Source organism: Herbihabitans rhizosphaerae (genome assembly GCF_004216555.1).
Taxonomy (GTDB): domain Bacteria; phylum Actinomycetota; class Actinomycetes; order Mycobacteriales; family Pseudonocardiaceae; genus Herbihabitans; species Herbihabitans rhizosphaerae.
In genome coordinates this window covers 190,350-213,883 of record NZ_SGWQ01000006.1, presented here as the reverse complement: position 1 = coordinate 213,883, position 23,534 = coordinate 190,350, and the positions used below count along the sequence as shown (strand labels likewise).

The 23,534-nt window shown below is 67.1% G+C and carries 21 protein-coding genes; 13 read left to right on the top strand and 8 right to left on the bottom strand.

What is annotated here, in order from left to right:
• Positions 1-143: 143 nt before the first annotated feature.
• Complete coding sequence (locus EV193_RS19400) at positions 144-4,472, bottom strand: tetratricopeptide repeat protein (protein WP_130345591.1); 4,329 nt, start codon at positions 4,470-4,472, stop codon at positions 144-146.
• A 148-nt stretch (positions 4,473-4,620) separates the two neighbouring features.
• On the opposite strand from EV193_RS19400, the gene EV193_RS19395 reads away from it, so the two are divergent.
• The 7 genes from EV193_RS19395 (at position 4,621) to EV193_RS19365 (ending at position 10,943) form a co-directional block, all read left to right on the top strand.
• Positions 4,621-5,547, top strand: coding sequence for a helix-turn-helix domain-containing protein (locus EV193_RS19395; protein WP_242613506.1), 927 nt, complete (start codon positions 4,621-4,623; stop codon positions 5,545-5,547).
• Between the two features lie 251 nt (positions 5,548-5,798).
• Entirely contained in the window at positions 5,799-6,272 is a 474-nt protein-coding gene (locus tag EV193_RS19390; RefSeq protein WP_479723866.1) for a DUF5956 family protein, read from the top strand.
• A 156-nt stretch (positions 6,273-6,428) separates the two neighbouring features.
• Complete coding sequence (locus EV193_RS19385) at positions 6,429-8,246, top strand: alpha/beta hydrolase (RefSeq protein ID WP_242613505.1); 1,818 nt, start codon at positions 6,429-6,431, stop codon at positions 8,244-8,246.
• Positions 8,247-8,407: 161 nt separating this feature from the next.
• Complete coding sequence (locus EV193_RS19380; protein ID WP_165401420.1) at positions 8,408-8,776, top strand: SAV_915 family protein; 369 nt, start codon at positions 8,408-8,410, stop codon at positions 8,774-8,776.
• Positions 8,769-9,047, top strand: a complete 279-nt coding sequence (locus tag EV193_RS19375; RefSeq protein WP_130345589.1) for a hypothetical protein — start codon at positions 8,769-8,771, stop codon at positions 9,045-9,047. The genes EV193_RS19380 and EV193_RS19375 overlap by 8 nt, the downstream gene beginning before the upstream one ends.
• A 147-nt stretch (positions 9,048-9,194) precedes the next feature.
• On the top strand, positions 9,195-10,325 hold the full coding sequence (locus tag EV193_RS19370; RefSeq protein WP_130345588.1) for a hypothetical protein: 1,131 nt from the start codon (positions 9,195-9,197) through the stop codon (positions 10,323-10,325).
• Between the two features lie 12 nt (positions 10,326-10,337).
• On the top strand, positions 10,338-10,943 hold the full coding sequence (locus tag EV193_RS19365; RefSeq protein WP_130345587.1) for a hypothetical protein: 606 nt from the start codon (positions 10,338-10,340) through the stop codon (positions 10,941-10,943).
• A 12-nt stretch (positions 10,944-10,955) separates the two neighbouring features.
• Here the strand turns inward: EV193_RS19365 and EV193_RS19360 are convergent, their stop codons facing one another.
• On the bottom strand, positions 10,956-11,321 hold the full coding sequence (locus EV193_RS19360) for a hypothetical protein (protein ID WP_130345586.1): 366 nt from the start codon (positions 11,319-11,321) through the stop codon (positions 10,956-10,958).
• A gap of 311 nt (positions 11,322-11,632) precedes the next feature.
• Here EV193_RS19360 and EV193_RS19355 point away from each other — a divergent pair, with 311 nt between their 5' ends.
• Genes EV193_RS19355 through EV193_RS19345 form a run of 3 tightly spaced genes read left to right on the top strand, consistent with a single transcriptional unit; the run spans position 11,633 to position 13,369 of the window.
• Complete coding sequence (locus tag EV193_RS19355; protein ID WP_165401418.1) at positions 11,633-12,502, top strand: helix-turn-helix domain-containing protein; 870 nt, start codon at positions 11,633-11,635, stop codon at positions 12,500-12,502.
• A 32-nt stretch (positions 12,503-12,534) separates the two neighbouring features.
• Positions 12,535-12,795 carry a DUF397 domain-containing protein gene (locus EV193_RS19350; RefSeq protein ID WP_130345584.1) on the top strand — a complete coding sequence of 87 codons (261 nt, stop codon included), beginning with the start codon at positions 12,535-12,537 and terminating at the stop codon, positions 12,793-12,795.
• 37 nt (positions 12,796-12,832) lie between these two features.
• Positions 12,833-13,369: an MFS transporter gene (locus EV193_RS19345; protein WP_278044190.1), complete on the top strand. Its 537-nt coding sequence runs from the start codon at positions 12,833-12,835 to the stop codon at positions 13,367-13,369.
• On the opposite strand, the gene EV193_RS19340 is transcribed toward EV193_RS19345, so the two are convergent.
• The 5 genes from EV193_RS19340 to EV193_RS19320 form a co-directional block, all read right to left on the bottom strand.
• Positions 13,362-14,582: an acetyl-CoA C-acetyltransferase gene (locus EV193_RS19340; protein WP_130345582.1), complete on the bottom strand. Its 1,221-nt coding sequence runs from the start codon at positions 14,580-14,582 to the stop codon at positions 13,362-13,364. The genes EV193_RS19345 and EV193_RS19340 overlap by 8 nt on opposite strands.
• Positions 14,583-14,647: 65 nt before the next feature.
• Positions 14,648-15,475 carry an SGNH/GDSL hydrolase family protein gene (locus tag EV193_RS19335; protein WP_242613504.1) on the bottom strand — a complete coding sequence of 276 codons (828 nt, stop codon included), beginning with the start codon at positions 15,473-15,475 and terminating at the stop codon, positions 14,648-14,650.
• 1,121 nt (positions 15,476-16,596) lie between these two features.
• Positions 16,597-17,046: a hypothetical protein gene (locus EV193_RS19330; RefSeq protein ID WP_130345581.1), complete on the bottom strand. Its 450-nt coding sequence runs from the start codon at positions 17,044-17,046 to the stop codon at positions 16,597-16,599.
• A 335-nt stretch (positions 17,047-17,381) separates the two neighbouring features.
• Positions 17,382-18,296 (bottom strand): class E sortase, encoded by a 915-nt coding sequence (locus EV193_RS19325; protein ID WP_130345580.1) that lies wholly within the window; start codon positions 18,294-18,296, stop codon positions 17,382-17,384.
• Positions 18,293-18,838 (bottom strand): hypothetical protein, encoded by a 546-nt coding sequence (locus EV193_RS19320; protein WP_130345579.1) that lies wholly within the window; start codon positions 18,836-18,838, stop codon positions 18,293-18,295. The genes EV193_RS19325 and EV193_RS19320 overlap by 4 nt, the downstream gene beginning before the upstream one ends.
• A 605-nt stretch (positions 18,839-19,443) precedes the next feature.
• On the opposite strand from EV193_RS19320, the gene EV193_RS19315 reads away from it, so the two are divergent.
• Positions 19,444-19,695: a hypothetical protein gene (locus tag EV193_RS19315; protein WP_130345578.1), complete on the top strand. Its 252-nt coding sequence runs from the start codon at positions 19,444-19,446 to the stop codon at positions 19,693-19,695.
• Here the strand turns inward: EV193_RS19315 and EV193_RS19310 are convergent.
• On the bottom strand, positions 19,683-21,347 hold the full coding sequence (locus EV193_RS19310; RefSeq protein WP_165401416.1) for a DUF6119 family protein: 1,665 nt from the start codon (positions 21,345-21,347) through the stop codon (positions 19,683-19,685). The genes EV193_RS19315 and EV193_RS19310 overlap by 13 nt on opposite strands.
• A 118-nt stretch (positions 21,348-21,465) precedes the next feature.
• Here EV193_RS19310 and EV193_RS19305 point away from each other — a divergent pair, with 118 nt between their 5' ends.
• Positions 21,466-22,146, top strand: a complete 681-nt coding sequence (locus EV193_RS19305; RefSeq protein ID WP_130345576.1) for a TIGR00266 family protein — start codon at positions 21,466-21,468, stop codon at positions 22,144-22,146.
• Between the two features lie 9 nt (positions 22,147-22,155).
• Complete coding sequence (locus tag EV193_RS19300) at positions 22,156-23,526, top strand: cystathionine beta-synthase (RefSeq protein ID WP_130345575.1); 1,371 nt, start codon at positions 22,156-22,158, stop codon at positions 23,524-23,526.
• Positions 23,527-23,534 lie beyond the last annotated feature (8 nt).

Genomic DNA, 23,534 nt, shown 5'->3' with positions numbered 1-23,534 from the left:
GAACAACGATGTTCGTAGCACTCGGGTACGGCCGAATCAAGAGGCGACCGGGTCGAGCCCGCTGAACCCGTTAGCGCGGCTAAAGGGTTCAGCGGGCTCGACCCGTTAGGGGGCTCACGACACGCCGGAAAGGCCCTGCGGTGCTAGGGGTTCAGCGAGTCACGCAGTCGCGTGGCGTCGGCCAGCAACCCGGAGTAGTAGGTGCCCGGATGCGCGGCCACGAGCCGTTCGTAGATCTCGACCGCCTCCTGCGCCGCCGCCCGTGCCGATTCCCGCTGCCCGACCGGCACCAGACGGTGGGCGAGACCGACGAGTGCGAACGCCAGCCCCGGCTGATCGTTCAGCTCGCGGAACAGGGCGACCGACTCTCGTGCGACCGTGATCGCCTCGTCGTGCTGGCCGGCCATCGACAGGAACGATCCGAGGTGCGCCGACGCCGTGGCCAGGTTGACCTTGTGCGCCGGATCGGATGACGCCAGCTCCCGGTAGAGATCGCGGGCCTCCCGCTGCGCGGTGATCGCCAGCTCGTGCTTGCCGGCTGCCCACGCCACGTTGGCCTGGCTGTGCAGCGCGTTCGCCTGTGCCGGACGCTCGCCCAGTTCCCGGTACAGCGCCACACCCTCCGCGGCCGCCGGCAGCGCCTCGTCGTGCACGCCGGCCATCGACGCGTACGACCCGAATACCACCGACGCGTAGGCCAGGCCGGCCTTGTGCCTCGGGTCGGTGGCCGCGACCTCCCGCCAGATGTCGCGGGACTCGCGCTGCGTGACGACCGCGTCGGCGTGCCGGCCGGCCTGCCACAGCACGTGCGTGAGGTTGCCCAGCGCTCGTGCGGTGCCCGCCCGGTCGCCGATCTCCCGGTACCCCGACACACCTTCCTGCCCGATCGTCACCGCCTCGGCGTGCTGGCCGGTGAACGACAGGTACTGGCTCAGTACGACCGAGGACTCAGCGGACTCGGCGCGCCGGCCCGGATCGACCTGCGCCATCCTGCGCCGGATGTCGCGGGCGTACCGCAGCGGCCGCACGGTCTCGCCGCCGCGCCCGGTGTTCCAGAACTGGTGCCCGAGAGCGGTGAGTGAGCCGGCGAGCGTGGACATGCCGTTCAGCTCCGCACCGGTCGGCTGGTAGTCGGGCCTGGCCCAGTTCCTGCGCGTCTGCTCGTCGGAGGTCAAGGTCCTGGCGAACATCCCGTTGTCCTCCGGCCGGACGACGGCCAGCTCGGCGCGCCCGTCCCGGTCGTAGTCGGCGGGCACCGGAAGGTCCCCGAACTGTCCGAACAGGAACGTCCGCGCGTCGCCGCCGGACGACGGCTCCACGTACCACTGGCCGTCGGACGGCCGCCAGTACCCGACGTCCACCGTGCCGTCACCGTCGTAGGCGGCGTCCACCTTCGTGACCGGCGGCACCGGGTCGACGACCGGACCGAGGTCGGTGCGGCCGGGGTGGATGCGCGCGGTGACCAGGTACAGCTCCCGCAGGTGGTCCTGCACCTCGGGCAGCGTCTCGCTCGACGGAGCCGCGGCCCGCTGTGAGAACTGACGGAAGTACCGGTCGGACAGCCGCACCACCCGCTGCCTCGCGGACCAGGCCATGCACTTGGCCAGCGGGTCCGCGCTCACCAGTTCCGGGGTGGGGCCGCAGTCGCCGTTCTCCGGTTCCTGGTGTCCGTTCTCCCACGCCGGGCGGTGGTTGCGCGTGTTCTCCGCCGCCTTGGCGTAGTAGTAGACCAGGTCGTCCATCGTCGCCCCGTGCAGCGCGTGCGTGCCGTAGAGCAGGGCCCGCATGTTCTGGTCGGAGCGCAACGCACGAGGGAACCCGAGTTCGGTGTAGGCCTGCAACAGATCCACCTGCAGCTTGATCCACTGCTGGTCCTTGCTCGCGCTGAGGTGCTCGGCCGTGCCCTGGTAGTAATCGGCCTTCTTTCCGGTGAGGAATCGGCCGTTACCCACCGTGGTCCACGCCGACCCGAGGATGTCGACCTTGTCGGTCGCGAATCGCTCGAACACCGCCTTCCCTCGGCCCCAGTTGTTCCGGACGTGCCCAGCGACATCTCTGATGTACTCGTTGCAGTTGTGGATGGGGATATCCCAGCACTGCCTGACCAACACCGGATCGCTCGTCGGGCCCAGGACGTCGCGTGCCTGGATGCTCCCGCCCATCGCGTCGGACCGGCTCACCCTCTGCCTGAAGGAGATGTCCGGCCGGGCCACCGTGTCGAACCGCTTGCACGGGACGGTCACGCCACCGGTACCCGGATCACACCTGTCATCCGCGACCGTGGTCGCCTCGTCGGTCCAGTAGGCGTTCCAGCAGACCTCGTACTTCGGCAGGATCGGCAGGTTGCGGATGGCGAACCGGTGCGACTGCGGCAGGTCCCAGCCCAGCACGTTGCTCGCCCGAGGGAGCTTCTGATCGGCAATGCCGCAGCGATCGACGTCGGCCGGTCCTTCCTCGTCCGGCTGGACCGGTACGGGCTGCCCCGCCCCACCCCACAGGTCGAACTTCCCCTGGTTGTTGATCTGCCGTTCCCGGTGATACTGGTTGTTGTAGAGATTGAAGTGCTCGACGAGGTAGCGGTTCATCAGATTCGAGAACAGCTTGTTGATCTTGCCTGGGCCCGGGTCGGGTGTGCTGAACCGCTTGGCGTCTTCGACGATCTTGCGCCCGGCGTCGAGCACCTCGACCGCCTTGAGCTTGGCGTTCGGCGGTTCGGTCGCATGGTCGGCGTTCTGGTCGGACAACAGGGTGAACGCCTTCGCCGCGATCATCCACGCGTCCGGGTTCCCGGTATCCGGGGCCGCCGGGAAGTCGTCGTCCAGGTGCGAGCCGCGCGCGTAGGAGGCCAGGTAACTGATCGCGCCGCCCGGTCCGAACGTGTCCAGCACCGACCGCGCGTCGTCGTAGGTGTGCCCCGTACTCGTCGGTGCCACGAACGGTGGTGCGTGCGCCGTGGTCACGCCGAGCACCTTGAAGGTGTTCTCCGCGCCCCGATACTGATCCTTGGTGATCCGCTCACCCGGGTGGTAGGCGGAGAAGTCGATCAGGTTGCTGGCCTGCTGGATCGTGCTGTCCTTGAGCATGTTGCCGATCGACTCGACCATGGTCCTGCTGATCAACTGGACCCGGGCGTCCATCACCCCGACCTGGTTGGAAACGCCCAACGCCAGGTGTTTGACCTCGGAAACGCTGCCTTCGAGCTTGTAGAGATGGGCGTCGAGGAGCGTGTAGATCTCCGTCAGCCGCTTGTCCATCCGGTCGAACTGCTCGTGCATCTCCTTGCGTAGTTTCTCCACCTCCTTACGCAGTTCCTTGATCTCGGCGAGGATCATTTCCTCCACGGACGGCGCCGCCGCACCGAACAATCCGATGATCGTGCTGATCGCCCCGACGATGTTTCCGGTGAATGCCACGGTCGCCATGGAGAACACCGAGTTGATCAGCTTGAAGGCCGTCCACAGTTTGTTCGCCGCGGTGGCGATCTGCGCGAGTCCGTTGGCGAACTTGCGGATGTCGTTGGCGCCCTTCTTGTCGCCGAGGAATCCCCAGACGAACGCCACGGCGTCAAGCGCGGTCTTGCCGCCGTCGATGTACTTCTGGCGCTCGTCGTGCTTGGCCTGCGCGGCCTTCTTCTCCTCCTCGGTCGGTTCGGTGTTCTTGCCTGGCGGATGCGCGTCGGCGACGACCTTGATGTCGCCGGTAATGCTTGTCCGCTGCTCTTTCAGGTCCTTGACGAACTGCGCCGTCTTCTGCTCGGTGACCAGCTTCAACTCGTTGGGCTTGTGCTGGACGAGCTTGAACTCCTCGATATTGAAGAACGGCAGCACCTGCGGCTTCTCGGCGATTTCGGTAGCCGACGCGGTGGCGCTGATTCCGGCGGGTGTGCCGACCGCCGCATTCCAGGCATTCGCGAATCCGGCGTCCGCGCGCGCCTTGTCGCCGACACCGGCGAATACCGACGCCTGCGCGTCCTCGAAGCTGGCGATCCACGCCGGGGTACCGAAGGAGTTCTTCAACCGGTGTGTGATGTCCCCATCCGGCGCGACCGCGTTCCGCCCGACCAGTTTCGACACGATTCCGTCCACCCGCGCGCCGGCCAGCGAGACGCCCGGCACCGGCTTGATCGCCGAGATCGACGCCCCGACCATCTCGTGCTGCTGTGCCAGCCAGGTCTGCTCGGGCACCCCCAGTGCGATCGCCTGCTGCACCGCCTTCGCGTGCTCGGCCTGCTCACCCTCACTCGCGTTCGGGTGCGCGTCGCGCCAGTCGAGCAGCTCCGCGCTGGTCACCATTCGCCTGACGTAGTCGCGTTCGGTTCCCGCGACCCGCAGATAGCCGCCCAACATCACGTTGGCGAAGGCCGGCGAGTCGAGCTGTTCCTGTGCCGCCGCTTGTGGCGTGACGCCGACCAGCCCGGCGACCAGCGCGCCGGCGAGTACTACTGAGAACGTCGCCGATCTCAACCCAGCCATGTGGATCTCCCATCCAGCCCCAAAGTTCGTCGGGCGGACCGTTCCAGGCGGAAATCTCACGGCCGTCTCATCGGCGTGACACGGCTCAATCGCGAGGCGTCGAATATGCTCGACCGGTTGGGATCGTCCACGGGCCAAGGGAATTCGCGTGCCGGCTGAACCAGACGCGCCGGGCCTGTCGCCCGAGGCGGAGGATCACTACCTGCGAATACTGCGCGGCGACGCCGTGGCCGAGCCGGACGCCGATGCGCTGGCGGACCTACTGCGGCTCGGACTGGTGCGCCGCGACGACGACGGCGAGTGGCGGGCCACCCCACCGCGATCGGCACTGGCACGGCTGGCCGCCCAGCACGAGGTCGCCGCGGTCCGGCTGCGGGAGAGCGCCGAAGTCCTCGCCATCGCCTACGCCGAGCGGGACGCCGACGCCGCCGGGTTCGTCGAGGTGCTGCGCGGCGGCGACCAGGTCGTGGCCACGTTCGAGGCGATGCAGCTCCAGGCGACGACGGACATCCGAGCACTGGACCGCGGCTCGTACCTGAGCCCCGAGCCGGGGCTGAGCCCGGTGCAGCCGCCGACGCTGGCCAGAGGCGTGGGCTACCGGGTGGTCTACGACGCGTCGGTGCTGCAGACGAAGGCCGGGCTCGACTCGGTGCGGGCGAGCGTCGCGGCCGGCGAGCGGGCCAGGGTGTTCTCCGGCGTGCCGCTGAAACTGGTGATCGCCGACGCCGACCGCGCGCTGATCGCGGTGCCCACGGCGACCGGCGGTGACGTCGTCGCGCTGCTGGTGCACCGGTCCGTGCTGCTCACCGCGCTGGTCGAGCTGTTCGAGGCGTTCTGGCGGATGGCCTCACCGGTCGACAGCGGCGGCCCGGAGCACGGGCAGGAGCCGACGGTGGCCACCCGCAGGCTGCTCGCGCTGCTCAGCGCCGGCCTGACCGACGAGTCGATCGCCCGCGAGCTGGGCGTCAGTGAGCGGACGGTGCACCGGCGGGTCAGCAGGTTGCTGGACCTGCTCGGCGCGCAGACACGGTTCCAACTCGGCGTCCAAGCCGCCCGCCGCGACTGGTTGGTCTAGGCCGCAAAGTCCGGATGTTCGCCGACTAATCGCAAAACACGAGGTTCGCTCCAATCACTCTGTTGGCGGTAAACGGCCACCGCACCGGCTGTTAGTGTCGCAATCTGTCGTACTCGACCGTGAGGTGAACTGGGGTTAGTCCGATCGAGACTGACTTCGGGTCATTGTCGCCCCGGGTAGCCGCATTTCGATTTGCGAGCCCAGTCACTCTCTGTCTGACGTGTTCTTTCAGATAAGGAGATGGTAGGGCGGTGAAAATAGTGACAGTCTATGGTTGGCACGAAATCCCCTTGATCGACGAGAAGCCTGTCATTGAAGACGACACCCCAGGCGACCGAATTGTTTCGATCAACGGTAAACGGTACATCGAGCTGCCGGACAACAGCTACCAGCTGCTGTTCGCCTGGTTCGCAGGTCCGCGACACGCCTGTCGCACGGTCGACGACAGCGTTCATGCCGCCATGGTGACGATGACACGTTTTCGTGAACGCCGTGAAGACCTGCGGCTTGTCGACGACATCGTGAACAGCTCGCTAAGTCGGCATGGTTTGCCACCGCGACCCTGTGGCTACGTCTGGTATGTAGAGCTACCAGACAAGCTGACACCCGATGACGTTTGGTGCGCGGTACGGCTGGATTGCCGGCCGGGCGTGATCCTTGATCCGTTACTGACTTCCGCCGCGATGAGGGATGCTGTCAGTGAACTCTACGGCGACGATTTCTGAGAACAACACGGTTGACGTGCCGAGTCGAGTTGTGGCGGGAACCGGACATGGCGGGTTTCTGACAGCCGTCCGGAGTGTCAGACGTCCGATCTCCGCCTCCATTCTCAGTACAAGGCCGCACCTCCTGCCGCGGCCTCGTGGTGAAAGGACCCGCACGTGACGAAGAGATCCCTTTCCAGCGGTGGCAGACGCCGCGCCGGAATCGCCGCGCTGACCGGTGCGCTCGCGGCAGCCGGCATCGTGCTCGCCCCGGCCGCGGCTGCCGCGCCGCCGCGCGCCGACGAGCCGGACACCGCGGCTCTGGCCGGCGCGCTGACCACCCAGAAGATCAACTGGGAGACGTGCGTCTTCCCCGGAGTCGCCCCGGAGAAGGCCAAGGAACTGCTGTCCGTCAAGGGCGTCGCGTGCGCCACCGTCCAGGTGCCGCGCGACTGGCACAATCCCGGCGACGGCAACACGATCGGGATCAGGGTCTCCAAGACCGGCACCGCCGCGCCGGGTGCGACGCGGCAGGGGATCGCGCTGGTCAACCCGGGCGGGCCGGGCGGAAGTGGCCTGCCGTGGGGTGCCGCGATGGCGCTGCGCACGCCGGTGCTCGCCACGCAGTACGACTTCGTCGGCTTCGACCCGCGCGGTGTCGGTCTCAGCACGCCGCTGACCTGCGAGTACACCGTGCCGGACAGCGGGGGCCAGGACGCGATCAACCGCGCGAAGGTGGCCGGCTGCCTGGCCAACCCGCTCACCAAGTTCATCACCACCGAGCAGACCGCCTACGACATGGACTTCATCCGCGTCCTGCTGGGCGAGAAGAAGACCAGCTACATCGGCTACTCCTACGGCACGTGGCTCGGCACCTGGTACGCCGCCACGTTCCCCGGCAAGACGCACCGGTTCCTGCTGGACTCCTCGACCGACGCGTCCCAGTCGACCCTGGAGCGCACCTGGGACCTGCAGCCGCGCAGCCGTGACCGCCAGTTCCAGGAGGCGCTGCTGCCGTACATGGCGCGCAACGGCGCGACGTACAAGGCCGGCACCGATCCGCTGGAGATCCGGCGCGCGTTCGAGAAGGCCGGTGGCACCCGCGAGTTCGCCGGCATGCTGATGACCGCGTGGTTCGTCATCCCGGCGATGTACGACACCGCGCAGTACCCGGTGGCCGCGTCCGCGGTCGCCTCGATCGTCAACCCGGACACCGAGACCGGCAGTGACACCAACGGGGACGCGCAGAAGGTGGAGCAGCTCGTCGCGAAGATCCTCGCGCTGCCGCACCTGACCGCCGAGAACCGGGCGTTCGTGGCGAAGGCGAAGGCCAACGCGCTCAAGGCGATCGCGAAGAAGACCTCGGTCGACGTGAAGAAGTCGACCAAGGGAGTGGCGGAGACGGAGAAGTGGGACGCCACGTTCGAGGCGATCCGCTGCCAGGACGGCCAGTGGAACCAGAACCCGCACTACTGGAAGTACTGGCTGGCCGATCTGACGATCAACGCGCCGTTCATCGCGCCGTTCATGGACACGCCGCTGTGCGCGTACTGGCCGACCGTGAACTCGATGCCGAAGCCGGACAAGAAGACCTTCCCGAAGGTGCTGATCGCGCAGTCCGAGTTGGACGCGGCCACGCCGTACGAGGGCGCGCTGGCCACCGCGAAGGGCCTGCCCGGCGCGAAGATGATCAGCGTCGACAACGAGGGCAGCCACGGCCTGTTCCCGTACAACACCGACTGCGTGGACGACCCGATCATCGCGTTCTTCCAGGTCGGGGTGACGCCGAAGCAGAAATTCACCGGCTGCCAGGGCATGCCGCTGCCGAACGAGACCGCGACGCACGAGGTCGGCGGCCACCTCGGACACGACGGCAAGATCAAGATCAAGATGATCACCGATGAGGTGCGCAAGGCGAACGAGATCGTCAAGGACCTGCTCGACGACGCCACCACTCCGGAGGCCGACGAGAAGGGTCTGCCGGCCAGCCGCTGACCAACCGACGGGGGTGCACGAAGGCCGCCTTCCCTTGTGGCACAAGGGAAGGCGGCCTTCGCGTGTCAGGTTGGCCTGATGGTGGGTCTCACTCGTTTGTCCGAGTGACGTTGTCGCACGTCATCGATTAACGTTGTTGGTCACGATGCGTAGGGGGACGTGTGCCAGGGGATAGCAGCGCGCCGGATGGGTTCAGCGTCGCGCCGTCGGTGTTGGGCGGCGAGATGGCCGGCGTGGACGCTGACGATGTCCCTGACCAGTTGTTCACGCCCACCGCGACGGCGGTCGCGGGAGACGACGTGACGTTGGTGTTGCGCGAGTTGGAGGACGGTCGTCGCGCGATGCTGGTCTACACGTCGCTGGAGAAGTTGGTCGCCGGGTGTGGCGACGAGCAGCCGTGGATGGCCTTCCGCGCCGAAGCGTTGCACACCTTGCAGCACACCGCGGGCGCGTCGGACGTCTACTGGGATGCGCTGTTGGACCCGGCGGTCCGGCAGTACGGGAGCTTTGGGGAGGAATCCGATGCCTGACGGCTACTCGGCGCGGCTTGCCGCGTTGGATGCGGCGGCGGGGCGGTTGCGCGGTGCCGCTGACGGATTGGGGAAGGCGCCGTCGCCACCAGAGCCGCCGCCGTTGGGCGTGGCAACGGCCGCGGTGGCTGATCTGGTGGCCCGGTTGGGCAAGCAAACCGGCATCGCGGTCGGAGGTCTTGGCGCGGCATCGGATGCGGTGGCCAAGAGCCGGAAGACCTACCGCGCCAGTGACGTGTTCGCCCGTGAACGGCTGCCGCGACCGAGGTGATCCGGGGATTCCGATGCCACTGAACACGTTCGTCGATGGTGATCCGGAGGGCGCCCGAGGGCTCGCCGCGTGGTTGAACACGATGAGGGACAGCACGCACGAGGCCGCGACGGTGACCAACAGTGCCAGCGCGGCCAGTACCGATGGATGGACCGGGAAGGCCGCCGAAGGATTTCGGGACGTCATCGGCCGGGTGCGCCCGAAGATGGACGACCTGAGCGTGAACTACGGCGGTCCGCGCAAGCGCTGTTCGACTACGGCACCAATCTGGATACCGTCGTCGCGCGGATGACCCAGGCTCGAGAGATCGCCATCCAGGCCGGGTTGACCGTGACGGAGACCGAGATTCACGAGCCGGGTGAGCCGCCCAAACAACCGCCGCCGCCCCGAACGGGCGCTGCCAGCGGAACGACCATGCGGGAGTACAAGGAGGACATCGCCGCCCAGCAGGGATATCAGACTGCGATCGCGGATTACCACAAGAAGGTCAGAGCTTACGCCGAGGCGACCCTCACTGTTGCGCAAGGGCGCGACATCGAAAGCAAGTCCCAAGACGTGCTGTTCAGCTACTTGGGCAACGTCGCCGAGAAGTGGCACATCAACGCTGCGGACTTCGGTGCTGGGCTCACCGGTGCGGCGCTTGCCAAACAACACGAATTCAAGGCCAGTCGAGGAGCGCAGTTCGGCAAGTACGCCCAGGAAGCCATCGACTATGCCACCGATCAAGGCAAGATCGCGGCCAACGCGACTCTTCCAGCGAACGTACGCGCACGAGCGATCCTCGGAAAATCCGAGGCACTTGCGAAGGCCCACACAGCGGCACATCGCGTCGAAGCCGAGATGGCCGGAAAGTGGCTCACCAAGCTGCCTGAGTCGATCCAAAAGAACGTTCTTGGTTCTCTGGCCGGATTGGGCGATCTCGAATCCCGCCGCTCTGGTTTGTACAGGGTTCCCGGCCTCGACAAGGCAGTTCCAGTCCTGCGGAACGTTCAAGTAGCCGGCTTGGTGGCCACCGGGTTTAGTATTGGTTATGACCTGGTTAGGGGTAAGCCGCTGGGGACAAACCTAGCCTCTAATGTCGGCGGGTTCACTGCGGGTGCTGTCGTTGGGTTCGGCGTGGGTGGACCGCTTGGTGCGGTTGCTGGCTTCGTCATGTCCACTGGGACGGGCTGGATGATTGAACAGCTTATGAGTAACGACGTTAAGGCGGTCGTGGACTTGATGCACAAGCCGGAGGTTCGCGATAGTCTGCCGTGGTACATGCGGCCACTGTGGTAGGAATCGAGTAACGTGGACTACGTTGAGTTGCCGCCGATGCCGGACAAGCAGACCGGCGAGCCGAGGCCGCCGGCGGCGCCCCACGATCTTTCGCGCACTCCGTCCCGCCGAGTGGATCGAGATCGGCACAGAGTGCGTAGTCCACCGGATGGCGAGGGGCCAATCCTCGAATGGTACGTCGCGCCAAGTACGACAAAGTGGATTGTCGCGATGGTATTTGTAAGCTTCGGAGTCGCGATCTATACGTTCGAGGACGGCGGCTTTGGCTGGACAGGCCATTGGCTACTTTGGCTTCTGCTTGCGGGAGCAGGATGGCTTGGATACGCATCGGGGCACTACCACGTGATGTCGGCTGGTGCGGACTGGTTCAGAGATGGACAGTTCATCAAGACGTACGAATTGACGTCTGTCCGGATAAGCGGTTATGCGGGCGGTTGGAATCTCATTTTGAAGGACAAGGACGGTCGAGAGGCGACCACGCACTATGCGCGGCTACAGTCGAACCCGCGACTGTGGGATCTGGTTTACAACGGGATTCTTCATTCGATTTGCGATGGGGCGAGTGTGAACCGCGACGCCGTGATCAAGCTGCGGCTGGACAAGATCGGTCTCTACTGACCGTTCTTCGGCTCAGGTGGGACGGATGATGAGTGGGCGCCGGTCGTCGGGGACGTGGCAGATCGGGGGCGCCGCCTCGATGTGCGTGAGCAGCCGGCCGTTCGGCGGGTCGAGGGTGAGGACGGCGCGCAGGGTCCAGGCCGCCGAGCTGGCGTACCACCAGTGCACCCAACTCGGGGAGTGCACGTCCTGGGTCACGGGGGCGCGGTAGGCGACGGCGCGGTCGTGGCCGCTCATGACCAACACATCGGTGCAGGTGGGCCAGCCGTACTCGGCGGCGATCATGGTCGGCGCGTGCCGCTCGCCAAACAGGTAGAGCGTCCAGTGCCGGCGGCGGAGTTCCTCCAGCCAGCGGTCGACGTCGTCCCAGTCGGTCACGACGGTTCCCTGAGCGAGTGACGCCACCCGCGGCCGCGCGTGAGCCGCGTGGTGGCGCCGTCGCTCGCCTGCGTTGGGCCCGTGGACACGCGCGTGCCCACGGCGAAGACGATGCACGCTCCATCTTCGCCGGGACGACCACGAACAGGCGAGTGGGCCGGCCGGCTGATCCGCGACCCGCGCACCGGGGTATGCGCGAGGGAGGTGTCGCGGTCGATCAGCTTTCTGGCCACGGGTTGAACAGTAATATTGAATACCCATACTTGATAGTCCACCGATCGGGTGAATGGATTCCGGATAGGGTTGCTGGCATGTCTCGAGGTTCCCTCCCGCCGCTGGTGCACAGGATCATCTGCGGGCGCAAGCTCGCCGAGTTGCGGCTCGCCGCCGACATGTCGCAGGAAGAGGTGGCCGAGGCGACCGGCTGGTCGCAGTCCAAGATCGTTCACGTGGAAGGCGCCGGCTCCGGTGTCGATCACCATGACCTGGAGGTGTTCCTCGAGCTGTACAAGGCTGAGGAGGCCACCCGCGAGGAGTGTCGCGAGCTGGCCAGTCTCGGCAAGAAGCAGGCGCCGCGCCGTCCTTCCGTGCTGCGCAACCATTTCAAGGGCAACATGCGGCTCGTGATCGACATGGAGTCCAGCGCTGCCACGATTTGGCGGCACAACAGCATGGTGATTCCCGGACTGCTGCAGACCGAGGACTACATGCGCTACACGTTCCGCGCTTACCGCCCATCGCTCAGCACGGATCAGATCGATCAGTACACCGAGAATCGTCTTGCGCGCCAACGATTTCTGGACAATGACGATCAGCAGTACTGGTTCGTGATCCACGAGGCCGCGCTGCGCTCGCTGGAGGGCATCGACGGCGGTACCTCCGTCCTCAAAGGACAGATCACCCGCCTGTTGGACGCGATCGACCGTCCCAACATCGAGGTGCAGGTGGCGCCGTTCCGGCACGGCTACTACCCGGGCCAGCAGGAGACCTACGCGATCTTCGGGTTCGATTCGAACCCGGAGGTACAGGTGACGTACGTTGAGAAGCACGACGGCGGTGACATCCTGCACGACCAGCGGCGCCTTGCGAGGTTCCGCACTTCGTGGGAGCACCAGCGGGTGCACGCTCTTGGGCCGGAGCAAACCCGCCCGTTCCTGCGCGAGATGTTGCGGTCGTCGTAACCTGCACGCACGCACGCGCCGGAGGAACGACGATGACCAACCCGGGAACCCTTGTGCCGCTTGAGTTTTCCGCGTGGCGCAAGTCCAGCTTCAGCGAAGGCAACAACAACGAGTGCGTTGAGATCGCGTTCGCGTGGCGCAAGTCCAGCTTCAGTGAACCGAACAACAACGACTGCGTCGAGATCGCGCACAGCGCGGACGCCGTCGGCGTCCGCGACAGCAAGAGCCCAGCCCACGGCGCGCTGGTGCTCCCGCCGTCCGCGCTGGCCGCGTTGACCGAGCACATCCGGTAGCCGGCCCAGGAGCTTCTGGCTCCTGTTCTCCGGCCAGTTGGTCAACCGCGTCGGTAGCACGGTGGTCCCGCTGCTGGTGTTCTACCTCGGCGGGCGCGGGCTGACCGCCTCGCAGGCCGGCATGGTCGCCGGCGCCGACGGCCTCGGCTCGATGATCTGCCAGCCGATCGGCGGCGCACTCACCGACACGTTCGGCCCCAAGCCGGTACTGATCGGCGGCATGCTGGCGACCGGCGGCAGCCTGCTGCTCGTCGGCGCGTCCACCTCGGTCGGCATGCTGCTCGCGTCCGGCGCCCTGCTCGGCATCGTCGGCGACCTGTACCGCCCGGCCTCCGACGCGCTGATCGCGGCCATCATCGCCGCCGACCTCGCACCCGAGGGCGCACGGGAGGTACCAGGCCGCGATGGGCTGGGGCTACGCCTCCGCGCGGCTCGGCGCGCCCGCGTTCGGCGCGTGGCTGTACGGCTCGTTCTCGCCCGCCGTGCTGTGGTGGACCTGTGCGGTGGTCGGAGCCGGCGCCGCCGTGCTCACCCCCTGCGGCTCAGCGGCGCGGTGCGGAACCGGCTCAGCTGAGGCGTTCCAGCACCATCGCCATGCCCTGACCGCCGCCGACGCACATCGTCTCCAGTCCGAACTGCTTGTCGTGGTACTGCAGTGAGTTGATCAGCGTGGTGGTGATCCGCGCGCCGGTCATGCCGAACGGGTGGCCGACCGCGATCGCGCCGCCGTTCACGTTCAGCTTGTCGATATCGATGCCGAGATCGCGGTAGGACGGGATGACCTGCGCGGCGAACGCCTCGTTGATCTCCACCAGGTCGATGTCGCCGATCGACATGCCGGCCAGCGCCAGCGCCCGCTTGGACGCCTCGACCGGGCCGAGGCCCATGATCTCCGGCGACAGCCCGGACACGCCGGTGGACACGATCCGCGCGAGCGGGGTGAGGCCGAGTTCCTTGGCGCGGTCGTCGCTCATGATCACCAGAGCCGCCGCGCCGTCGTTGAGCGGGCAGCAGTTGCCCGCGGTGACCCGGCCGTTGGGGCGGAACACCGGCTTGAGCGTGGCGGTCTTCTCGTAGGTGATGCCAGGGCGCGGGCCGTCGTCGGTGTCCACGACCCGCCCGTCCGGCAGTGTCACCGGGACGATCTCGCGCGCCCAGAAGCCGTCCTTGATCGCCTGCTCGGCGAGGTTCTGCGAGCGCACGCCGAAGTGGTCCATGTCCTCGCGGGTGACGCCCTTGGCCAATGCCAGGTTCTCCGCGGTCTGGCCCATCGCGATGTAGACGTCCGGCACGCCGCCGTCCTCGCGCGGGTCGTGCCACTCCTCGGCGCCCTGCTCGGCGGTGGCCACGGTGCGCGCCTCGGCGTCGGCGAACACCGGGTTGTGCGTGTCCGGCCAGGAGTCCGAACTTCCCTTCACGAAACGGGAAACCGCCTCCACGCCCGCGCTGATGAAGGTGTGCCCCTCGCCCGCCTTGATCGCGTGGAACGCCATCCGGGTGGTCTGCAGGCTGGACGCGCAGTAGCGGGTGACCGTGCAGCCGGGCAGGTCGTCGTAGCCGAGCAGGGTGGCGACCACCCGGCCCATGTTGAAGCCCTGCTCGCCGCCGGGCAGGCCGCAGCCGAGCATCAGATCGTCCACAGTGGACGGATCGAGCTGCGGCACCTTGTCCAGCGCCGCCCGCACCATCTGCACGGCGAGCTCGTCCGGACGGATGTCCACGAGCGAACCCTTGCCGGCGCGCCCGATCGGCGACCGGGCCGCGGACACGATGACGGCTTCTGGCATGGCTGAACTCCCTTGTCCTGCCGGTGGCGGGTCGACGTCCATCCTGCCCCGTCGTCCGCCCGATGTCAGGACGTGACCATCGTGCCCTCCCACACGTTCGCCGCCGAGCACAACGGCGCGAGCAGAACACTGGCCGCCATCTCATAACCGACGTCGTTCGGGTGGAACTGGTCGGAGCTGAACAGGTCCGTGCGCACGTGGAACTCGCCGAGCAGATCGGCCAGCGCCACCGCGTTGCCGCCGGCCCGCTGGACGGCCACCCGCTGCGCCTTGGCCAGCGCGCGGCTCCACTTCTTGGCGATCGAGCGCAGCGGCTGCGGGATCGGGCGGATCGCGCCCAGGTCGGGACACGTGCCGACGACCACCGCGCAGCCGGCCGCACGCAGCCGGGCGACCTCGGTGGCCAGCATCTCGGCACTCGTGCCCACCCGCATCCGCGCGGTCACGTCGTTGCCGCCGATGATCACCAGCACGACGTCCGGCGGTGTCCCGTTGAGCGCGCGGCCGGTCTGCGCGGCGAGATCGGCCGTGGTGGAGCCGCTGATCGCGTAGGTGGTCAGGCGGACCGGGCGGTTGGCCTCCTCGGCGAGCCCGCGCGCGATCAGCACGCCCGGCAGCGCGTCGGCCGACTCGGCGCCGAGGCCGGCCGCCGCCGAGTCGCCCAGCACGGCGAACGTCAGCGCGCCAGCGGCCCTCGGGTGGTCGGCCGGCAGCGGGCCGCGCCCGTTCGGCAGGTACACGCCGTCGGCGTTGTGCGGGTCGCCCTCCGGCAGGCCGATGATCGCCTTCGCGCGCTTCGCCTGGTCGCTGAGCAAGCTGTACGTCGCGCCGGACAGCCCGCAGATCGAGCCGGCCGTTACCGCCAGCACTTGCACCGTTCTGATTCCCACCATGGCGTCCTCCCTGACCGTCTGCGGCACCAGTGTGACGAGCGGGGCGCTTCGAAGTTCCCGAGCGCTTCACTTTTTTGTAACCCAAGTCACATCGAGGATGCTGCTCGTTACGGGTGCGCTCAGGGGTCGAAGATCGTCGAGCCGGGGGGTGGTGGGGTCATTGTTGTGCTGCCATCACGACCATAGCCGCGCGTCGGTGTCAGCAGCGTCGACAAGCCGGAACCCCTCGGCGTCCGACCGCTCTTCGGGCCTGTCGGCCACCAGCCGAGGCCAGTTGGCGACCACCAGGCGACGCATCTCAGGCGGCATTCCGAGCCCGAGCGTGGACGGTCGCTGCGCCTCGTCTGCGGTACAACGTTCTGCTGACTCCCATTTGTTCCAGCAGTTCACTCTTTTGGTGGTACGGTGGTGGATATTGACTGCTAGTGTTGCAAGTGCTGGGGCTTTAGTCGCGATTCTGGGGGAATCGTCTAATTGCTATTGACTTCCCTTGGAATTTATTCCGGAGGGTAGTTTTAAATGTCTAACACACTTCGCGTAGGACGTGCTCGAGCTCTGTTTACGCGGGCCGTTCTTGTTGTGGTAGCCACAACGGCCGCCGTGGTTAACCCTGTGGTTGCGTCTGCGGAAACTGGTACGGACGAAAAGTATTGCGTTGCGGCGGCACAGAAATCGCGCCCCGACAGCCCGGAGTCGACGGTCACACTGCTCGGTTGCGCCACCACTAAACGGGAGGCGCAGAAGCTTCGCCCTGCAAACGCGCACATCGTGGCTACTCTTTTTGAGCACTCGTTTCAGGGAGGGAAATCAGTCGAACTGGTTGCTGACAGTACTTGCGACAGTGCTGGTCATCAATTCAGAGATCTCGTATCGTCGAACATTGCAATCGGTGGCGCATCATCATACAGGACGTATGCGGGCTGCACTGGCCAGACGTACTACAAACACAAAGACTTTCAGGGTCTATGTGAGTACGTTGGGCCAGCAAGCAATTGGAACGTCACTTGGAACTGCAACGACCAGCTCTATTCCCTGAGGCTCTACAAATGGTATGCATAGAAGGGCAGATTGCGGGTTGCACGCTCAGGTTGCGAGTGTGCAACCCGCAGTTCAACGTGGTGTCACTGCTGGAGGGCCTGGAGGTCGATGCGAAGTTCTCGCCGGTTAGGCTCGGGCATCGCTAGGCCAGCCTTGCTCTGCTGCAGATCTCGAATTGTCAACCCTGCAGCAAAGTCAACGCCGTAGTCCGTGCCTGCAACGGTCGCCAATTCAGGCTTGTCTGACGCGAAGTTCACGCCCATGCACACAAGGTGACTCCCCGCGACCTCCTCCGCTATTCCAATCCACGCACCGGCGAAATGCCACACGGCCGCCGTGACTGGCGCGCCGGATACTATCCAGGACGTTCGGTCCCATGACGAAAGATCAATAACACGCTTCTTGATCCTATTTCGGACCGCTTCCCCGAGATCTTTCATAGGAGGAAGATCTGATCTGTCCACTGATCCGATGACATTCATCAACCGGTCGCCGGCAGCGAGGGCTGCGGATCTGACAGGATCGAGTTGCATGGGATGCTCGAGGTGGTCAAACAGAGCTCGGGGTGCGGTGCCGACGAGCAATCCGTGGTCGCCATCGGCTGTCGCGTGTCCCAGCCAAACCATTGCGGGCCCGTCGCCAGAAACCGATTCGACCCAGCGTCCCCAACCTGGTGGCGACGCAGCTCCGTAGACTTCGAAGCGGATTGGACCGCAGATCCTATTCGCTGTGATGTCATCGACACGTTCTGCGCGAGGTGACTCGTTCACCAGGGCATTGTGTCATTGATCGCGTTGGGCACGCACAGCAGACCAAATCCTCGACTCGCTCGCCGCCTACTGCCGCCGAATTAACGACACGGGACACTCTAGATCCACGCCGGCAGAATGGCCGACACCGCCTCGGCGGCCAGTACGCAGGTCGCGACGAGTGCCGGCGCGGTGAGGACGTAGGTGGCCAGCGGGCGCCACCGCCGGTACAGCAGCACGGCGCCGAACCCGACGATCACGAACGCGAGCGCGGCCAGCAGCAGGCGCGCCACTGCGGCGACACCCTCGCCGGTGCGGCCGTCCTCGGCGTCGGCCCGGCCGTTCTGCGGGGTCGGGACATAGGGCAGGCCGCGCATCTTGGCCCGCACCAGGATCGCCTCGCCGGAGGCCCACGGTGCCCGCGAGGACGTGGTGACCAGGGTCAACTGGTCGCCGGGCGTCTTGCCGTAGTCGGTGTCCTCGTTCAGCGGCGCTCGCGTGCTCTCGGTGACCTCGTACAGCGACTGGCCCTGCGTGGTGGTGACGACGACCGAGTCGCCCGGCGCGAGCTGATCGAGCTGCCGGAACGACGCGCCGTAGCCGAGTCGCCTGCCGACGATCGCGCTGTTGCCCGGCTGGCCCGGCCCGGCGGTGCCCGGCACGTGACCCGGCCCGCCCGCGGTGTCCGAGGAGTCCACGCCCTCGATCACCACCAACTGCACTTTGAGCCGGGGGATCTCCAGGATGGCGATCGGCGAGCCGAACTCGACTGGCTTGGTCACCGGCGCCGGGCCGTACAGGCTCTGCGTCTCGCCCACCGCACGGTCGATCTTGTCCCGGAACTCGTCGAGCTGGCCGCGCTGCTCCCTGTTCTGCAACAGCGGACCGAGGCCGTAGATGATCAGCGCGAGGCACACGCCGGTCACGCCGAGCCAGACCGCCACGGCCAGCGCGACGAACCGCGTGGGCAGTGGGAGCTTCCGTTGGGGCGGCTCGGTTTCGGTCACGGTGTCGGGTTCGAGCACCGCGGTCATGCCCTGCCACCCGGGCGAAGGCGGCGCGCGAGGCCGGCGACGAACCCGCCCGCGCGGCGCAGCCACACCGGCATCGGCGACCCCGACGTGGCGTACGCCGAGCCGGAGGTCATGGTCGAAACCAGACCCAGTGCCAGCAGCGGCAACAGGATCCACAGTGCGGCGGCACCGGGGAACAACGGGATGTCCAGGTTCTGCGCGACCTGCTGCACCTTCTTGAGGTCGTTGGGAGTCGGCAGCTTGGTCGGCACCCCGGCCGGGCCGCCGGGGACACCGGCCGCACCCGGTGGCAGCCCACCGCTGCCCGGCAGGCCGGCTCCGATCGGCAGGATCTCGCCGCCCGGTCCGAACCCGCCGGCCTGGCCGAAGCCGGAGCCGCCCGCACCCGGCACGATCGGCGCGCACTTGCCGGTCAGCGCCGCCGTGCCGACACCGTCCGCGGCGCGCTTGGCCTGGTCGCGCAGCGGCGCGGTGAGCGGCACGACGCCGGGGCCCATCGCGCTCTGCCCCGGGCCGCCGACGAACCGGATCCAGTCGTTCAACCGGTCCTGATCGCCCTTGCGCGGCTTGCACGCGTCGTCGAGCAGCGGCTGCGCAGTCGTCGTCCTACGGCCAGGCGCTGCGTGCGGTCGGCTTCGACGGCACCGGCCCGAGCCCGCTGCGCGGCGGCTCGCTGAACACCACGCTGCAGCAGTACGGCTTCAAGCCGCTCACCGGCGGCTGCACGCTGTCCTGACCTTTCTCGGTCGGACCGACCGGCCGGGCGCCTCGCGGCGCTCGGCCGGTTTGTCGTTGCGGGGGCGTCGACCTGCGTCGACGGTCTGTTTCTTTCCGGAGAGATACCTGACCGGGTGACTTGTGACTCCGCATTCATCGGGTGTTCACCGCAACGGCTACCGCCGAACCCGCTGGTGGCGACTTCCCAGTAGACGGCGCCCGACGCAGGCCGTGAAACATACGGCCCGGGCCGGACCACCGGGAGTCTCAATGGCGCGGTTCCAGATCTTCACGGCAAAGGGCGAGGTGGCGTTCTCCTGGCGATTACTCGGGGCGAACAACAGGGTTCTGGGACTGTCGCCGGTCCCGTTCGCCGAGCCGGTGCCTCGGTGCCGCCCTGCGGGTTCGCGATCTCGCCGGGGAAGCCAGCATGGAGACGCTCTCCATCGAGGGCGGGAGTTGGCGGTGGCAGCTCTCCGTGGCCGGCGCCCCGGTCGCGACCAGCCAACACGCCTACGGACGGCGGACCGAGGCGCGCCTGGGCGCCGACCGGTTTCGCACCAGCGTGGCCACCGCCGAGGTCATGAAGGACATCGTGGTGTTCCCCAGCCGGGACCTGGTCTCACCCAGCGCCCGGCTGCTCGAGCTGTTGCGGCCGGAAGTGCGCGCTCAGAAGAGCTGACCCTGCTGCGGCCGCGCCCGCGAGTCGTCCCGCAGCCGCCGCCCGCCGCGCTGGCCGGCCGTCCGCGCCTTCGGAATCGCCGGCACGACCGGGATCTTGGCGAGTTTCACCTGGTAGCCGAACGCGGAGATGGTGCGCGCGTGGTTGGCCAGGTTGATCCGGCTGAACAACGGGAGCAGCTCGCGCAGCGGCTGTTTCCGCTCGGTGCTGATCGCGTAGACGATCTTCGGATTGCCGCGCACGGTGTACGGCCACCGCTCGGCGTGCAGCCGGTACACGAAATCGCGGTACCCCTCGTTCTCGCGATACAGCTCCGCGTTCTCCGCGAACAGGCGGGCCGACACGCTGCCCTGGCTGAACAGGTGCGACCGGCGCGTCGAATCGCCGAAGGATTTTACGAATATCAGGTGCAGGTCCTCGGTGAGCAGATCGCACATCTCGACCGTGGCGCCGGTCGCGCTCACCTGTTTCTGATGGTGCTCCATATTGATCCAGCCGGCGATCTCGGCCACCCGGTCGTTGTACGGACCCTCGTGCTCGCCTATTCTGCGCGGCTCGATCGGGTCGTTGTATTCGACGACGTAATCGTCGAGCTGCCGTTCCACCTTGGCCAGCGTGGTGGCGTCGACACGGAACCACCGGCCGCCGGCGAGCGCGAACATCTCGCCGTCCAGTTCGGTCTCCGTCGTCAGGTATTCGCGCAACGGGCGCGGCGCGGAAACCCGGTCGCCCTCCGCGTCCACCAAGCCGATCCTGATCTGCTCCAACGGCCGGTGCACGCGGTGCTTCTGCGCGTGCAGCCAGGCAAGGTCGATCTCCTCGCGCTCCCGCGCCTTGTGCCCGATTCCCTTGGTGAGCCTGAAGAACGTCGGCTCCGGCGGCCGGTCCTCCGGCACCGCGACCGCGATCGTGGGATGTTTCGCCGGGTCCAGGAAACGGTTCAGCAGAATGGTGTCCAACCGCTCGATCCGGTCGTCGTGCAGCGGGAGTGGGCGCAGCGCGTCGATGAACCGGAAGGTGTTCTGATAACGCGTGCTCTCGTACTGCCGGAGCAGATAGTCGAGCAGTTCGCCGAGCCTTTTGAGTTCGGCGTGTTCGTCGCGGACGCGCACCCGGAGCGACTGCGATCCGGACATCGCGTGCGCCAGTTCCTCGTCGGTCGAACCGGCGAGACTGCGCACCCATTCATCGCCGATGTCCAGACGGAATGCGTCCAGCGTCGACGGCATGTTCACGATCTGGTTGGTGCGTCGGGAAACTGTGCCGACCGTGCTGGTTCCCATCGCGGTGACCGCGTCTGGCGCGATCGAGTTCGCGGTCACGCGCAACCCGAAATCAGGTACCAGAAGAGAATTGTTGAGAATGTGCCGCCCGTGCCCGAACGTGACGGCGAAGAACCGGTCGCCCAGCCGGGGTAGCAGGGCGGCGGAAACGGTCGTGCCCCTGGTGCCCCACATGACGTCGAAATATGGGCGCACGTATCGCGACCATTCCGGCAGGTCGCTCGAGCGGCGGTGGACGTACGCCAGCTCGCAGTCGAAATCCAGGTCGGCGAGCTTGTTCGCCGGCCGGATGGTGGCATCGTCAGGCGGGTCGAGCAGGTCATCTCGCGTGCTGGCATGCTCGCTGAACAGGTGGACGCTGAGTTCCATGGCGCACCCCGATTGCTGTCCGTACTCACTATGGTGCGGGCTGTAGTTTTCACAGGTCCAGGGCCATTCGGGTGACGTCGGCAACCAGCACGGGATTTCACGGGCAAGGAGCGGCAAGGTGCAGGTGAACATTCGTCAACGACCGTCGTTCGCGGTGGCTCGGCTGAGTTTGCAGCCGGGTGAGCCGACCACGGTCGAGTCCGGCGCGATGCTGGCGCACAGCTACGGCATGCAGATGCAGTCGCAGACCCAGGGCGGCGTGATGAAGGGGCTCGGCCGCGCCATCCTGGCCGGCGAGTCGCTGTTCCTGTCGACGTACACGGCGCCGCCCAACGGCGGCTGGGTGGACGTCGCGCCGAGCCTGCCCGGCGACATCTCGACCATCGAGATGGACGGGCGCACCGGGTGGGTCGTCACCAGGGGCAACTGGCTCGCGTCCAGCTACGGCGTGCAGACCGAGACCAAGTGGGGCGGCTTCAAGAACCTGTTCGGCGGCGAGGGCGGCTTCCTCACCCACTGTGTCGGCCAGGGCCAGCTCGTCGTGTCCTGCTACGGCGCGCTGGAGCCGGTGAACCTGCAGCCGGGCGAACTGGTCACGATCGACACCGGGCACGTCGTCGCGTTCGCCGACACCGTGCAGTACCAGACCCGCAAGATGGCCAGCGGCGTGATCCAGTCGCTCAAGAGCGGTGAGGGCCTGGTGTTCGACTTCCAGGGTCCGGGCCAGGTCCTGACCCAGACGCGAAACCTCTCCGCGTTGGCCGCGTGGGTCATCTCGGTCGTCCCCGCACGCCGATAGGCTGAGCACGTGGAATACGTCGAGCACATCGTTGACCTGGTCGGGAACACGCCGCTGGTCAAGCTGAACGCCCTGGCGCCGGCCGACGGCCCGCTGGTGTTGGCGAAGGTGGAGTACTTCAACCCCGGCGGCAGCGTGAAGGACCGCATCGCGCTGCGCATGATCGAGGCGGCCGAGGCGTCCGGCGAACTCAGGCCGGGTGGCACGATCATCGAGCCAACCTCGGGCAACACCGGCGTCGGGCTCGCCATGGTCGCCCAGCGCAAGGGCTACAAGTGCGTGTTCGTCTGCCCGGACAAGGTCAGCGAGGACAAGCGTAACGTGCTCAAGGCCTACGGCGCCGAGGTCGTCGTGTGCCCGACCGCGGTGGCGCCCGAGCACCCGGACTCGTACTACAACGTGTCCGACCGGCTCGTCGCGGACATCGACGGGGCGTGGAAGCCGAACCAGTACTCCAACGTCAACAACCCGGAGAGCCACTTCCACTCGACCGGCCCCGAGCTTTGGCGGCAGACCGAGGGCAAGATCACGCACTTCGTGGCGGGCATCGGCACCGGCGGCACGATCAGCGGCACCGGCAAGTACCTCAAACAGGTGTCCGACGGCCGCGTGCGGGTGGTCGGCGGTGACCCCGAGGGCTCGGTGTACTCCGGTGGCACCGGGCGGCCGTACCTCGTGGAAGGTGTCGGCGAGGACTTCTGGCCGGACGCCTACGACCGCGACATCTGCGACGAGATCGTCGCGATCACCGACGCCGACTCGTTCATCACCACGCGCAGGCTCGCGCGCGAGGAGGGGCTGCTGGTCGGCGGCTCGTGCGGGATGGCGGTCGCGGCCGCGCTCGAGGTGGCCAAGCGGGCCGACAAGGACGCGGTGATCGTGGTGCTGCTGCCCGACGGTGGGCGCGGCTACCTGTCGAAGGTGTTCAACGACCCGTGGATGGCCTCCTACGGGTTCCTGCCGCCGGAGGACGCGAGCGCGACGGTCGGGGATGTGTTGCGGCGCAAGGACGGCACGCTGCCCGACCTGGTGCACACGCACCCGACGGAGACCGTCGCGGACGCGGTGGCGATCCTGCGCGAGTACGGCGTGAGCCAGATGCCGGTGGTCAGCGCCGAGCCGCCGCTGATGGCCGCGGAGGTGGTCGGCGCGGTCAACGAGCGTGAACTGCTCGACGCGCTGTTCACCGGAAAGGCGGCGCTGGCCGACCGGCTCGACCGGCACATGTCGCCGCCGCTGCCCACGATCGGGGCCGGCGAGCAGGTGGCCGCCGCGATGAAGGCACTGTCCGACGCGGACGGCGCGCTGGTCCTTCTGGACGGCAAGCCGGCCGGAGTGGTGACCCGCCAGGACCTGCTTGGGTACCTCGCGGGACGATAAGAGCATGT